This is a genomic window from Aureimonas sp. CAS (genome assembly GCF_059838215.1).
On record NZ_CM187563.1, the window covers coordinates 2,527,797 to 2,541,080 of the forward strand.

The 13,284-nt window shown below is 68.2% G+C and carries 14 protein-coding genes; 6 read left to right on the plus strand and 8 right to left on the minus strand.

The window, feature by feature from the left end; genetic code table 11:
• The first annotated feature begins 67 nt into the window (after positions 1-67).
• From AC6R2M_RS12145 to AC6R2M_RS12165, 5 genes are all read left to right on the plus strand, one after another.
• On the plus strand, positions 68-526 hold the full coding sequence (locus AC6R2M_RS12145) for a nuclear transport factor 2 family protein (protein ID WP_500482484.1): 459 nt from the start codon (positions 68-70) through the stop codon (positions 524-526).
• Between the two features lie 109 nt (positions 527-635).
• Positions 636-1,016: an Omp10 family outer membrane lipoprotein gene (locus AC6R2M_RS12150; RefSeq protein ID WP_500482486.1), complete on the plus strand. Its 381-nt coding sequence runs from the start codon at positions 636-638 to the stop codon at positions 1,014-1,016.
• Between the two features lie 120 nt (positions 1,017-1,136).
• Positions 1,137-2,198: a ferrochelatase gene (gene hemH / locus AC6R2M_RS12155; RefSeq protein ID WP_500482488.1), complete on the plus strand. Its 1,062-nt coding sequence runs from the start codon at positions 1,137-1,139 to the stop codon at positions 2,196-2,198.
• Between the two features lie 68 nt (positions 2,199-2,266).
• Complete coding sequence (locus AC6R2M_RS12160; protein WP_500482490.1) at positions 2,267-3,295, plus strand: SPFH domain-containing protein; 1,029 nt, start codon at positions 2,267-2,269, stop codon at positions 3,293-3,295.
• Positions 3,288-3,749: an NfeD family protein gene (locus tag AC6R2M_RS12165; RefSeq protein ID WP_500482492.1), complete on the plus strand. Its 462-nt coding sequence runs from the start codon at positions 3,288-3,290 to the stop codon at positions 3,747-3,749. Before AC6R2M_RS12160 ends, AC6R2M_RS12165 begins: the two co-directional genes overlap by 8 nt.
• A gap of 21 nt (positions 3,750-3,770) precedes the next feature.
• Here the strand turns inward: AC6R2M_RS12165 and AC6R2M_RS12170 are convergent, their stop codons facing one another.
• A complete protein-coding gene (locus AC6R2M_RS12170) occupies positions 3,771-4,748 on the minus strand; it encodes a KpsF/GutQ family sugar-phosphate isomerase (RefSeq protein ID WP_500482494.1) in 978 nt (325 codons plus the stop codon).
• A 165-nt stretch (positions 4,749-4,913) separates the two neighbouring features.
• Here AC6R2M_RS12170 and AC6R2M_RS12175 point away from each other — a divergent pair, with 165 nt between their 5' ends.
• Complete coding sequence (locus AC6R2M_RS12175; RefSeq protein ID WP_500482496.1) at positions 4,914-6,569, plus strand: outer membrane beta-barrel protein; 1,656 nt, start codon at positions 4,914-4,916, stop codon at positions 6,567-6,569.
• Positions 6,570-6,618: 49 nt separating this feature from the next.
• On the opposite strand, the gene galU is transcribed toward AC6R2M_RS12175, so the two are convergent.
• From galU to AC6R2M_RS12210, 7 genes are all read right to left on the minus strand, one after another.
• Positions 6,619-7,521 (minus strand): UTP--glucose-1-phosphate uridylyltransferase GalU, encoded by a 903-nt coding sequence (gene galU / locus AC6R2M_RS12180; RefSeq protein ID WP_500482498.1) that lies wholly within the window; start codon positions 7,519-7,521, stop codon positions 6,619-6,621.
• A 123-nt stretch (positions 7,522-7,644) separates the two neighbouring features.
• Entirely contained in the window at positions 7,645-9,942 is a 2,298-nt protein-coding gene (locus AC6R2M_RS12185) for an NADP-dependent malic enzyme (RefSeq protein WP_500482500.1), read from the minus strand.
• A gap of 122 nt (positions 9,943-10,064) precedes the next feature.
• Positions 10,065-10,583, minus strand: coding sequence for a GNAT family N-acetyltransferase (locus AC6R2M_RS12190; protein WP_500487580.1), 519 nt, complete (start codon positions 10,581-10,583; stop codon positions 10,065-10,067).
• Between the two features lie 2 nt (positions 10,584-10,585).
• The gene (locus tag AC6R2M_RS12195) at positions 10,586-10,966 is read right to left on the minus strand and encodes a hypothetical protein (RefSeq protein WP_500482502.1); all 381 of its coding nucleotides are present in this window, start codon (positions 10,964-10,966) and stop codon (positions 10,586-10,588) included.
• Positions 10,953-11,426: a hypothetical protein gene (locus AC6R2M_RS12200; RefSeq protein WP_500482504.1), complete on the minus strand. Its 474-nt coding sequence runs from the start codon at positions 11,424-11,426 to the stop codon at positions 10,953-10,955. The genes AC6R2M_RS12195 and AC6R2M_RS12200 overlap by 14 nt, the downstream gene beginning before the upstream one ends.
• Before the next feature lie 96 nt (positions 11,427-11,522).
• Positions 11,523-11,978, minus strand: a complete 456-nt coding sequence (locus tag AC6R2M_RS12205) for a TspO/MBR family protein (RefSeq protein WP_500482506.1) — start codon at positions 11,976-11,978, stop codon at positions 11,523-11,525.
• Positions 11,975-13,270 (minus strand): RsmB/NOP family class I SAM-dependent RNA methyltransferase, encoded by a 1,296-nt coding sequence (locus AC6R2M_RS12210; RefSeq protein ID WP_500482508.1) that lies wholly within the window; start codon positions 13,268-13,270, stop codon positions 11,975-11,977. Before AC6R2M_RS12210 ends, AC6R2M_RS12205 begins: the two co-directional genes overlap by 4 nt.
• Between the last annotated feature and the right edge of the window lie 14 nt (positions 13,271-13,284).

Consider the following 13,284-nt stretch of genomic DNA (forward strand, 5'->3'; position numbering starts at 1 on the left):
CGCGGAGCCTCCGCACCGTCGCATCCCGCAATCGGAGGGCCCCCGTCCCAAGGGCGGGGGGTCGTGGATGAACGAATTCTGGGTCGATGACCGCCGTCAGCATGCCGTCGTGCGTGAAGTGATGGACGCCGTGATGAGCGGCACGCCGGGAGAACTGGCACGGCATTTCGCGCCGGGTGCCATCTTCACCAACCGGTCCAATGTCGGGATGATCGACGCGCCCTGGTTCGATCGGCTCGAGGGCGAGTACAAGCTTGCGGGCGAAGAGGAGGCGCGAGCCTTTCTCACAGAGCTGTTCCGCAGGGCGCGCTACATCGCCTACGAGCTTCGCGGCATCATCGTCGACGGGGACGCCGCCGCCGCCCGCTGCGACTGGACCCGGCAGGACGCCGACGACGGATCACTCATCACCGGCACGGCCATGTACTGGTTCGCCTTCACGAGCGACGGCCGCATCCGCTCTCTGGAGACCGTGGCGTCGGTCCATTCGGTCATTCCGGCCCGCCGCGAAGTCGAAACCATCTGAGAACCGTTCGATTTCCGCGGTCTCGCCCTCCAGAACCCCTTTTCACGCGGCCCCGCGGCGACATAATCGGGATCGATTGGCCAGACGCGCCCACTCCAAGGACCGAGCGATGACACGAGCGATCAGGATCAGTGCCCTTCTTCTGACCGGCGGCCTCCTCGGCGCCTGCGTCTCGCCCGGCGAGATGGGCGGGGGCCGGGCGGAGATCGCGCCGCGCCCGGCGGGCGTGGAAGGGAACTGGGCCTCCGTGGGCGGCCCCGTCGCCTACACGGCGAGCTTCCGCAGCGGCACCTTCACCTCCACAGAGACCGCCACCGGCGCGCCGCTCGCGCAGGGCACCTATCGCACGATCGGTCAGGGACAGGTCACGATCTCGTCGCGCTCCAATTCGACGGGCCAGGAATCGGCGGTCAACTGCAACCAGATGTCGGCCGACCTCCTCTCCTGCGTGACCTCGGGTGGCAATCGCTTCGATCTGCGCCGGGCTTGAAGCCTTCGGCGTCTGGAATGATTCCGGACGACGCCCCATAATCCGTATCGGACGACCTTCCCCCGCGCCGACCGTCGCGGGGGTTTTCGTTCAAGGCTCGATCTCAGGCGGATGTATTCGATGGACGCTCTCTCCGACCCCCGAACGCTCACGGCGATCGGCCCCCTGCCCTCCGGCCACCCTGCGGTGAAGCCGAAGAAGGTCGGCGTCCTCCTGGTCAATCTGGGCACGCCCGACGGCACCGACTTCAAGCCCATGCGGCGCTATCTGAAGGAGTTCCTGTCGGACAAGCGCGTCATCGAATGGCCGCGCGCCGCCTGGTACCCCATCCTCTACGGCATCGTCCTGAACACGCGCCCGAAGAAGTCGGGCCGCGCGTACGAGGAGATCTGGAACCACGAGAGGAACGAGTCGCCGCTGCGCACCTTCACCCGCTCGCAGGGCGAGAAGCTGGCCGAGCGGCTCGCAGGCCATGCCGAGGTGGTCGTAGATTGGGGCATGCGCTACGGCAAACCGTCGATCGCGGAGCGCACCGAGGCGCTGATGAGCCAGGGCTGCGAGCGCATCCTCTGCTTTCCGCTCTATCCGCAATATTCGGCGGCGACGACCGCGACGGTGAACGACAAGTTCTTCGAGCACTTGATGGCGCAGCGCTGGATGCCGGCCGCACGCACCGTCCCGGCCTATCACGACGAGCCGGTCTATATCGAAGCGCTCGCCCGCTCGATCGAGAAGCATCTTGCGACGCTCGACTTCGAACCCGAGAAGGTCATCGCCTCCTATCACGGCATTCCGCAGAGCTATTTCCGCAAGGGCGACCCCTATCACTGTCACTGCCAGAAGACCTCGCGCCTCCTGAACGAGCGTCTCGGCTGGCCGAAGGGCCGGCTGATCACCACCTTCCAGTCGCGCTTCGGTCCGGAGGAATGGCTGCAGCCCTACACGGACAAGACCGTGGAGGCGCTGGCGAAGGACGGCGTGAAGTCGCTCGCCATCCTCAACCCGGGCTTCGTGGCCGACTGTCTGGAAACCCTGGAGGAGATCGCGGGCGAGGCCGGCGAGATCTTCCACGAGCACGGCGGCACGCACTTCTCGCATATTCCGTGCCTGAACGATTCGGACGAAGGCATGGACGTGATCGAGCACATGGTGCGCCGCGAGCTTTCCGGCTGGATCGGCTGATCCCGGCTTTCCTTCGCGGCGAAAAGCCATATCTGCGAGGTCGTTCGGACCTCGCGGAGACTTGATCGATGCCCTTGGAAGAGTTCGGCCTGACCGGCTTCGGAATCGTCGTGATCGTGCTGCTCGTCCTCGCCGTCATCACCTTGATGTCGGCGATCAAGGTCGTCCCGCAGGGCTACAATTGGACGGTCGAGAATTTCGGCCGCTACACCCGCACGCTGACGCCGGGTTTGAACCTGATCGTGCCCTTCGTCGAGCGCGTCGGGCACAAGCTCAACATGATGGAACAGGTGCTGGACGTTCCGACGCAGGAGGTCATCACCCGCGACAACGCCTCGGTCGCGGCCGACGGCGTCGCCTTCTATCAGGTGCTCGACGCGGCAAACGCGGCCTACGAAGTCTCGGGGCTCGAAAACGCGATCCTCAATCTCGTCATGACCAACCTGCGCTCGGTCATGGGCTCGATGGATCTGGACGATCTCCTGTCGAACCGCGACGCGATCTCCGAGCGCATCCTGCGCGTGGTCGATCAGGCCGCCCATTCCTGGGGCATCAAGATCACCCGCATCGAGATCAAGGACATCAATCCGCCGGCCAATCTGGTCGAATCCATGGGCCGGCAGATGATGGCCGAGCGCGAGAAACGCGCCGAAATCCTGGAGGCGGAAGGCGCCCGCGCGGCCAAGATCCTTCGGGCGGAGGGCGAGAAGCAGTCGCAGATCCTCAAGGCGGAGGGCGAGCGCGAGGCGGCCTATCGCGAGGCGGAAGCCCGCGAGCGTCTTGCGGAAGCAGAGGCGAAGGCGACGAAGATGGTGTCGGAGGCGATCGCGGCCGGCGACGTGCAGGCCATCAACTACTTCGTGGCGCAGAAATACACCGAGGCGCTCTCCAAGATCGCCTCCGCGCCGAATCAGCGCGTGGTGCTCATGCCGCTGGAGGCCTCCTCGCTCATCGGCGCGATCGGCGGCATCGCCGAGATCGCACGCGCGAGCTTCCCGGAAGCGCAGGCGCCCGGCACCACGGCCCCGCCGCCCGCAGACATGCGCCGCCGCACGACCGTCCCCACCGTCGCGGAGCGTGGCGGCCGCGATGGCTGATATCCTCTCTTCCTACGGCTGGTGGATTCTCGGCCTCGCCCTTCTCGGGCTGGAGGTCGTCGCGCCCGGCGTCTACCTGCTCTTCTTCGGCATCGCCGCGCTCGTCGTCGGCGCCAACGTCTTCTTCTTTCCCGAACTCGGATGGCAGGTTCAGGTCGTGGGCTTCATCGTCGTTTCCGCCGTCGCGGTCCTCCTCGGCCACAAATGGTACGGGCAGAAGGGCGAGCGGGCGAACGGCCCGGAACTGAACCGGCGCACCCAGCGCCTGATCGGGCGCAGCGCGGTCTTGAGCGAGGCGATCGTGAACGGCCGAGGGCGCGTGTCGCTGGACGACGGCTGGTGGAGCGTCGAGGGGCCGGACTATCCGGCCGGAACGCAGGTGATCGTGGAAAGCGCGGATGGTTCCGTCCTGAAGGTCAGGCCGGCCAAGGCAGATTCCAAGCCCATCCCCTGATCGATGCGTCCCCGGGACCGGTCAGGCGACGCCGATCCGCAGCAGGTCGTGCAGATGGACGATGCCGACGGGCTGGCCGTCCTCCACGACCATCAGCGTCGTGATGTTCGACGCGTTCAGCATCTCCATCGCTTTGGCGCAGAGCGTGTCGCGCCGCACCGTCTTCGGCCCGCGCGTCATCACCTCGTCGACCGTGCGTGCCAGAAGGTCGCCGGCGATGTGGCGGCGCAGATCGCCGTCGGTGACGAGGCCGAGCAGACGCCCCTCCTCCACCACGGCCACGCAGCCGAAGCCCTTGCGCGACATGACGAGGATCGCCTCCGACATCGGCGTGCCGCTCGGCACCAGCGGCAACGTCTCGCCCTTGTGCATGATGTCGCCGACATGGGTCAGGCTCGCGCCGAGCTGCCCGCCGGGATGGAAGACGCGGAAGTCGCTGGACGAGAACCCGCGTCGCTCCAGAAGCGCGACGGCGAGCGCGTCGCCGAGCGCGAGCTGCATGGTCGTCGAGGTCGTCGGCGCCAGACCGTGCGGACAGGCCTCGGGCGCGCGGGGTAGGATCAGCGGCGCATCGGCCGCCTGCGCCAGCGCCGATTGCGGGCGCGATGTGAGCGCGATCAGGGGAATGGCGAAGCGTCGCGTATAGGCGACGATGCCCTTCAGCTCGGCGGTCTCGCCCGACCAGGAGATGGCGAGCACGGCGTCGTCGCGGCCGATCATGCCGAGATCGCCGTGAACCGCCTCGACGGGATGAACGAAGAAGGCGGGCGTGCCCGTGGATGCGAAGGTCGCGGCGAGCTTGGAGCCGATATGGCCGCTTTTTCCGACGCCCGTCACGATGACGCGGCCCTTCAGCCCGGCGATCATCGAAAGCGCCCTGTCGAAGACCTCGCGCATCTCGCCGGAAAGCGTCTCGGCCAGGAGGCGCAGGCCTTCGGCCTCGGTGGAGATCGTCCGCAGGGCCGACTGCAGGCCGGTGGAACCTTCGACTTCGCTCATGACGCCATGCCTTCGTTTCGGGCTCGGCTCTACAGCATCCGCCGTCCGACCGGTACCCCGGCCGTCTCGTCGGCCGCATTCGTAAAGCTCCGGTCAACCATGCGGCTTTAGGGTTCGGAAAGAATTGCGGCGAGGCTCGCCGCCGGAACGAAGCATGGGGTCGGTATGGTCCGGCGCACGTCAAACGCGGCTCTGACGCTGGCGGTGGCGCTCGGTGCCTGCACGGCGCTGAGCCCGCCCGCGCTCGCCCAGCCGGCGCCCGGGACGCCGGACACGCGCTTCGAAGATTTCCAGCTGCGCACCGAGCCGGCCGAAAACGGGCGCATCGAGGCCGCCGAGCCGCCGGCCAGGGCGCTTCCGAGCGATCCGGGACAGATCGACGCCGCGCCCGCAGAGCCTTTCGCGCCGGTCGAGCGTCCCGTCCTGCCCGAAGCGCCCGAGGCGGGGCCGACGGGCCTCGAATTCGACCTTTTCGATGAGCCCGAAGACGCTCCCGCGAACCCGCTGAACCCGGCGCAGACCGGGCCGGCCTCGCCCGTCGGCGCCGAGTCCGGCCCGCTCGGCAGCCGCGCGGAAAGCCGACCGGCGAGCCTGCCTTTCCGCACGACGGGCCCCGTTCGCTCGCCGACCTTCTCGCCGGCCGGCGCGGAGGAGCGCATCAACCGCGCCGCCGCAGACCTTCGTCCGAGCTTCCCGACCTTCGAGGCCGACCCTTTCGAGGCCGACGGCATCCGCGTCGGCCGATTCCGCCTGTATCCGGTTCTTCGCCAGGAGCTCGGCGCCTCCGACAATCTCGACAACAGCCCGACCGAGGAGAGCGGCGTCTTCTCCGAAACACTCCTCTCGGCCCGCCTCGTATCGGACTGGTCGCGGCACCGCGCGGAAATCGACGCCAGCGCCTCCTATCGGCGCAACTCCGCCGGCTCGATCGAGGAGGATCCGCGCTTCGCCGTCGATGCACGCCTGCTTCTGGACCTTGGCGCGGACTGGTCCGGCGCGGTGCGTGGGGCGCTGGCCTTCTCGCGTGAGGACCCGATCCGCACCGATCCCCTCCTCCCGCCCTCCGACCGGCCGGACGTCCTCGCCTATTCGCTCGGCGCGGACCTGACGCGGGAGGTCGGCCGCACGGGCCTGACGGCGAGCGGCGACATCGTGCGCGAGGAGCGGCGCTTCGAAGGCTCTTCGGGAGCCGACGACTTCACGACCGCGACGCTCGGCCTTCGTGCGGGCTACGAGTTCTCGCCCGCCTTCGAGCCCTTCGCTCAGGGTTCGGTCGGGCGCCGGATGTTCGACGGACGCGAATCCGGAACCGGGCTCGACCGGGATTCGACGATCACGGCGCTGCGCGGCGGCGTCGCCTTCGACTTCGGAGAGAAGATTTCGGGCGAAGCCGCTCTCGGCTACGCCTGGAACAACCCGGTGGACGGCGCTCTTCCGACGCTCGGCTCGCCGACGGCCGACGTTTCCATCGCCTGGTCCCCGAGGCGCGGGACGGACGTGCTCCTGACCGCCGCGACCTTCTTCGATCCCGATTCGGGCGGTCTCTCGACCTCCACGGTCTACGAGAGCGCGCTGGCGCTGCGCCATCGCGCGACGGCGCGGCTCGACCTGACGGGGCGCGTGACGGCGGCCCTGCGGGATCGCTCCGGGCCGGCCAGCGTGGACGACCAGACCTATGCCGGCGAAGCGGGTCTGACCTACTGGATCAATCGCGGCCTCGCCTTCACCGCGCTGGCCCGCCACGAACGCCTCGCCAGCGACGTCGAGGCCGCCGAATACACGGCGAACTCCGTGCGCCTCGGCATCAGGCTGCAGCGCTGAGCGCATCCCGCGAGGCTACGGCTCACGGAATGCGCCTCGACCGTCGAGCCTACTCGGCGGCGCGCTTGCGGGCCGGCTCGACCGTGTCCATCAGCATCTGCAGATGGTCGTAGACCTTTCCGCGGATATCCGGGCGCCAGAGGGCGAAGGCGACATTGGCCTCAATGAAGCCCTCCTTCGAGCCGCAGTCGAAGGTGCGCCCGGTGAAGTGGTAGCCGTAGAAATCCTGGCTCTTCGTCAGCTTCAGCATGGCGTCGGTGAGCTGGATCTCGTTGCCCGCGCCCTTCTCCTGCGTCGCCAGGATGTCGAAGATTTCCGGCTGCAGGATGTAGCGGCCGGAGATGAAGAAGTTCGACGGCGCCTCGGCGGGCTTCGGCTTCTCCACCATGCCGTCGATCCTGAAGCCGGTGCCGACATCCTCGGCCCGGCCGACGATGCCGTATTTGTTGGTCTCTTCCGGCGCGCACTGCTCGACCGAGACGACGTTGCCGCCGGTCTCTTCGTACAGCTCCACCATCTTCTTCATGCAGCCCTCGTCGGCCTGCATGATCATGTCGGGCAGGAGCAGCGCGAAGGGCTCGGGCCCGACGAGATCGCGCGCGCACCAAACCGCGTGACCGAGGCCGAGCGGCGCCTGCTGGCGCGTGAAGCTCGCCGTTCCCGGCGTCGGCTGGAGGTGGTCCAGAAGATCGAGCTCCGCCTGCTTGCCGCGGTCCGAAAGCGTGTTCACCAGTTCGACCTGGATGTCGAAATAGTCCTCGATGACGCCCTTGTTGCGGCCCGTCACGAAGATCAGGTGCTCGATGCCGGCCTGCCGGGCCTCGTCCACCACGTACTGGATGACCGGCCGGTCGACGACGGTCAGCATCTCCTTCGGGATCGCCTTGGTGGCGGGCAGGAACCGCGTCCCGAGGCCCGCGACGGGGAAGACGGCCTTGCGAACCTTGCGCATCGAAATCCTTTCGGTTTGCCGATCGAGGGCCGTGGCTCTCGACGTCGTCGGCAGACAATCTAGCCGAAGCGTCCGCGCGGGGAAGCCTTCGGCCTCAAAGGCGGCTAACGGACCGTCGCCCCGTCAGCCGGCCTCGGCCCGCTCTCTGCGGCCGGCGTCGAAGGCGGCGAAGGCCGCCATGTTCACGATGTCGGTGTCCCTCGTCCCCAGGCCCACGATCTGCACCGAACGGTCGAGGCCGACGAGAAGCGGCCCGATCACGGTGGAGCCGCCCAGGGCCTGCGTCATCTTCGTGGAGATCGCCGCCGAGTGGAAGGCGGGCATCACCAGCACGTTGGCCGGCCCGGTCAGCCGGCAGAACGGGTAGAGCGCCAGAAGCTCGGGGTTGAGCGCGACGTCGGCCGCCAGATCGCCGTCGAACTCGAAGTCCGGGTTCATGCTCTCCAGCACCGAGACCGCCTCGCGCACCCGATCGGATCGCGTCGAGCGCGGCTGTCCGAAGGTCGAATGGGCGAGGAAGGCGACGCGCGGCTCGTGGCCGAGGCGGCGGGCGAACTCGGCCGTCTGCATCGCGATCCGCGCCAGCTCCTCGGCGCTCGGCATGTCGTTGACCGCCGTGTCGGCGACGAAGGTCGTGCGCCCGTTCGCGATCACGATCGAGACGCCCATCAGCACCTCGCCCGGCGTCGGATCGACAACGCGCAGGACGTCGTCGAGAACGACGGTCTGCGAGCGCGTCAGGCCCGAGACCATCGCGTCGGCGTCTCCGAGCGCGAGCATCGAGGCGGCGAAATGGTTGCGGTCGTTGTTGACGAGCCGCTGGACGTCCCGCTGCAGATAGCCATGCCGCTGGAGGCGTCCGTAGAGATGGTCGAAATAGGCCCCGGTGCGCTCCGAAATCGCCGCGTTGTCGATCTCGATCCCGTCCTTCAGCTCGACGCCGGCAAGCGAAGCGACCTCGCGGATGGTCGCCTCGCGGCCGACCAGGATCGCGCGGCCGAGCCCCTGGTTCACATAGGCCGCCGCGGCGCGGATGACTTGGATCTCCTCGCCTTCCGCGAAGACGATCGTGCGCGGGCTCTGGCGCAGCTCGGCGAGGATGTTCTGGAACGTGCCGGCGGTCGGGTCGCGCCGCGAGGCGAGCTCGTTGCGGTAGGCCTGCCAGTCGGTGATGTCCCGGCCCGCGACACCGCTTTCCATCGCCGCACGCGCCACGGCCTCCGGCACGGTGGTGATGAGGCGCGGATCGAAGGGCGCGGGGATGATGTAGTCGCGCCCGAAGCGCGGCCGCGAGCCCTGATAGGCGGAGGCGACGGCATCCGGCACGTCCTCGCGGGCAAGTGCCGCCAGCGCTTCGGCGGCCGCGATCTTCATCGCGTCGTTGATCTGCGTGGCCCGCACGTCCAGCGCGCCGCGAAAGATGTAGGGGAAGCCGAGGACGTTGTTGACCTGGTTCGGATAGTCGGAGCGACCGGTCGCCACGATCGCGTCGTCGCGGATCTCGTGCGCCTCCTCCGGCGTGATCTCCGGATCGGGATTGGCCATGGCGAAGATGATCGGGTTCGGCGCCATGGAGCGGACCATCTCCGCCGTCAGGGCGCCCTTGGCCGACACGCCGAAGAAGACGTCGGCCCCCTGCAGCGCCTCGGCGAGCGTGCGCGCGTCCGTCTGCGCCGCGTGCGCCGACTTCCACTGGTTCATGCCCTCGGTGCGGCCCTGGTAGATGACGCCCTTGGTGTCGCACAGGATGGCGTTGGAGGGTTTCACGCCCATCGCCTTGACCAGCTCGATGCAGGCGATGCCCGCCGCGCCCGCGCCGTTGCAGACGAGCTTCACGTCGGCGATGTCGCGGCCCGTCAGATGCAGCGCGTTGATGATGCCGGCCGCCACGATGATGGCCGTGCCGTGCTGGTCGTCGTGGAAGACCGGAATGTCCATCAGCTCGCGCAGCCGCTGCTCGATGATGAAGCACTCGGGGGCCTTGATGTCCTCCAGATTGATGCCGCCGAAGGACGGGCCGAGATAGCGCACGGCCTCGACGAACTTGTCCGGATCCTCGGTGTCGAGTTCGAGGTCGATCGAATCGACGTCGGCGAAGCGCTTGAAGAGGACCGACTTGCCCTCCATCACCGGCTTGGAGGCGAGCGCGCCGAGATTGCCGAGCCCTAGGATCGCCGTGCCGTTGGTGATGACGGCGACCATGTTGCCGCGCGTCGTGTAGTCGTAGGCGGTGGCGGGCTCTTCCGCGATCTTCAGGACCGGAACCGCGACGCCGGGCGAGTAGGCGAGCGAAAGATCGCGCTGGGTCGCCATCGGCTTGGTCGGCGTGATCTCGAGCTTCCCGGGCCGGTGGCCCATGTGGAACGCGAGCGCCTCCTCTTCCGTGTAGCGAACCCCGCTCCTGCTCTTGCGCTCCGACATGCCGTCTCCCCGTTTCATCCCCGACGATCAGAGCCGGAATCGTTCTCAAATCTAATCGATCTGAGTTGGAGCGATAGGGTTCGGACGAGGCCGATCTCGCTGCAGTGCAAAACGCCGGGCCGTCAGAGCCAGCGTTCAAGAAGGGTCAGGCGGTGGCCCTGATAGTCCGTCTCCATCACAGCGGCGAAGCCGAGCCGTTCGGCCAGACCGCACGACGCGACGTTGCCGACGTCGATGATGGCGACGGCCCTCCGGCCCGGTAGCTCACGCCCGCCCCAGGCGATCAGCGCCTCGGTGGCTTCGAAACCGTAGCCCTTGCCGTGGAAGGACGAGCCGAGCGTCCAGCCCGCCTCGGGAAGCCCGATCAGCGAAGGTTCGATCTCGCGGCGCGCATCGAAGAAGCCGACCTGCCCGACGAAGCGGCCGGTCGCCTTCTCCTCCACGGTGAAGAGGCCGAAGCCGAGGTGTCGCCAGAAGCCGGCATTGCGCAGGAAACGCGACCACATCAGCTCCGGCGGCGGCGCGACGCGCTGGGTGAAGCGCAGAACCTCGGGCTCGCGCCACATGGCGGCATAGTCGTCGTAGTCGCCGAGCACCGGTTCGCGCAAAATCAGGCGATCGGTCTCCAAGCGCGGGATCACGCTCAATGCTTGACGATCTCCTCGACGACGATCCGGCGTCCCGCCGCATCGAAGAAGTGCCCTTCGTTGAGGACCCGTCGATCCTCGCGCAGGCGCGTTTCCAGCTCGCGCAGATGGAGGCGCGCCGCGGCGCTCGGAACGAGCTGCGGCAGCGGGAAGAAGGCCGCCCCGTTCCAGGCCGCGCCCGAGCCGTCGAAGAGCGCGACCATGTCGCGCCAGCGCGTCTCGTCGCCGATGACGTTCATGAAGGTGGATTTGACCGGCGTGACGCTCGGCTCGCCGATCTCCACGAGGACGACGAGAACGGTGAAGTCGCCTCCCTCCGCGAAGGCCTCGCGAATCCAGTCGTCGAAGCGGTTCGCCTGCCCCTCAGAAATCGACAAGCTGCGTCTCCGGCATGTAGTGCTCGAACAGGACCCAGAAGGCCGTACCGCGCGTGCCGAGATACCATGTCTCGAAGGCGCTCAGCGCCTCGCGCACGGACGGCCCCTCGTCCGACTGCGGATCGGGGCCGGTTTCTGCCGAAGGCTGGGCGTGGCGGAACGCGGCGTCCGCCACCTTGGCGTACTCGGCCAGCACCTCGTCGCGGGCCGGCGAATCCTCGCGCCAGCCGAGGCGCTGGCGCAAGGCGGCAACCGCGCCGGCCATCGCGATCTCGCGCGTCTCCGCCTGCCGGACCGTCTGGAGGAGCGAGCGCATGACGTTCATGCGGCGGTTGGCGAAGGCCCGGTCCTCCGCGAGCGCGGCGACCTTCTCCTTCATCGTGCGACGGAACTCCGCCTCGGCGGCTTCGCAGGCGGTCGCCTCACGCTCCAGCTCTTCCAGATAGGGATCGGACGTCATCGCCCCCTCGCAAGGTCAGCGGAGCGACTGCTCCTTTTCCTCGTCCCTACAGACTGCGCGGAGCGCCCGCAACGGCCGGTTCTAAGGGCACGACCGTCAGGCGTTCAGCCAGAGGATCGAGCCGTTCAGAAGGCTCGCGAAGGCCACCCAGGCCGCGTAGGGCACGAAGCACCAGAAGGCGACCCGGTCCCGGCCGCGCACGGCGCCGAGAAAGGCGAAGATGGAGCCGAGCAGGGTCAGCACGATCAGGAGGGCCAGAAGAATCTGGTGCGCGACGAAGAAGGTCGGGGTCCAGGCGAAGTTCAGGACGAGCTGCATGCCCCAGATGCCGAGCGCCGCGGTCAGCCCCGCACGCCAGACCCGCCAGCCGGCGATGGCGATCAGGACGTAGAGCGTCGTCCAGGCGATCGGGAAGGCGATCGGCGGCGGATTGAACCAAGGCTTTTCGAGAGAATCGTACCAGCCGCCGGTTTCGGTGACCGAGCCGATCAGAAGCCCGCCGCCGAGCGTCAGGAGAAGGAAGAGCGCGAGCGCTCCGTATTGCCGGTTCACGAACGCCTCCGTAGGGCCGCGAAGAAGAAACCGTCCGTGCCGGTCCGGGCCGGGGTCAGCGTCAGCCCGGCACCTTTGCCGACGGGCGAGAAAAGATAGGGCCGGCCGGCTTCCGGAAAACGCTCCGCGAAGAGATCGCGTGCGTCGAGCGCCTCGAATTCCGCGTTCTGCGTCAGGAAGCGTTCGACCTGGCCTCCGTTCTCCGCGTTCAGGATCGAGCAGGTGATGTAGAAGAGGAAGCCGCCGGGGCGCACGAAGGGTGCCGCCTTCGAAAGCACCGCGTTCTGCTCGTCCTGCCGGCGTGCGAGCTGCTTTTCCGTCAGCCGCCATTTGGCGTCCGGCCGGCGCCGCCACGTGCCCGCGCCAGTGCAGGGCGCATCGACGACGACCCGGTCCATGCGCCGGTGGAGCGGGGAGAGGTCGTCGCGCGGCGCGTGGACCGTTGCGTTGGAAAGGCCGGCTCGCGCGATGCGCTCGAAGATCGGTGCGAGGCGCTGCCGGTCCGCGTCGAAGGCGTGGAGCTCGCCCTCCCCCGCCATGCCGGCTCCCAGCGCCAGCGTCTTGCCGCCTGCACCCGCGCAATAGTCGAGGACCGTCTCGCCCGGACGGGCGCCGCACAGCTCCGCCGCGATCTGCGATCCCTCGTCCTGGATCTCGAAGAGCCCGGTCTGGAAGGCCTGCTCGACCTGAACGTTCGGATGGCGTCCGTCGCCTTCGATCGGGGGGATGCGAAGGCCGAGCGAGGCAATCGGGGTCGGGCGCGCATCGAACGGCTTAAGCGCCGCCTGCACCTCGTCCCGCCGAGCCTTCAGAGCGTTGACGCGCATGTCCAGCGGCGGACGGTCCGAAAGGGCTGCCGCCTCCTCCACCCAGTCCGCGCCGAGAGAGGCGGGCAGCGGAGCTTCGAGCCAGTCGGGCACGTCGGCGCGAACGGCAAGCGGCGCATCGTCCAGGGAAACGGAACGGAAGCGATTCAACTGCGCGTCCGACGGCATGGGGGGCGCGAACCGGTCGCCGTCGAGCTCGCCGCGCAAGGTCTGCGTGTCGGCTCCAGCATCGATCACCGCGCCGTAGACGAGGGCCGCCGGGGCCTCGTCACCCATGCGCCAGCCGAGCGAACGACGACGCCGCAGAACGTCGTAGACCATGTTCCCGATGGCCGAGCGATCACCCGAGCCCGCAAAGCGGTGCGACAGGCCCCAGTCCTTCAACGCGTCCGCAGCGGGTCGGCGACGCGCGTCCATGTCAGCGAGCACTTCGGCCGCGGCCGCGATCCGTCCACCTAGGCGCATGGGGTGGTCTCCCG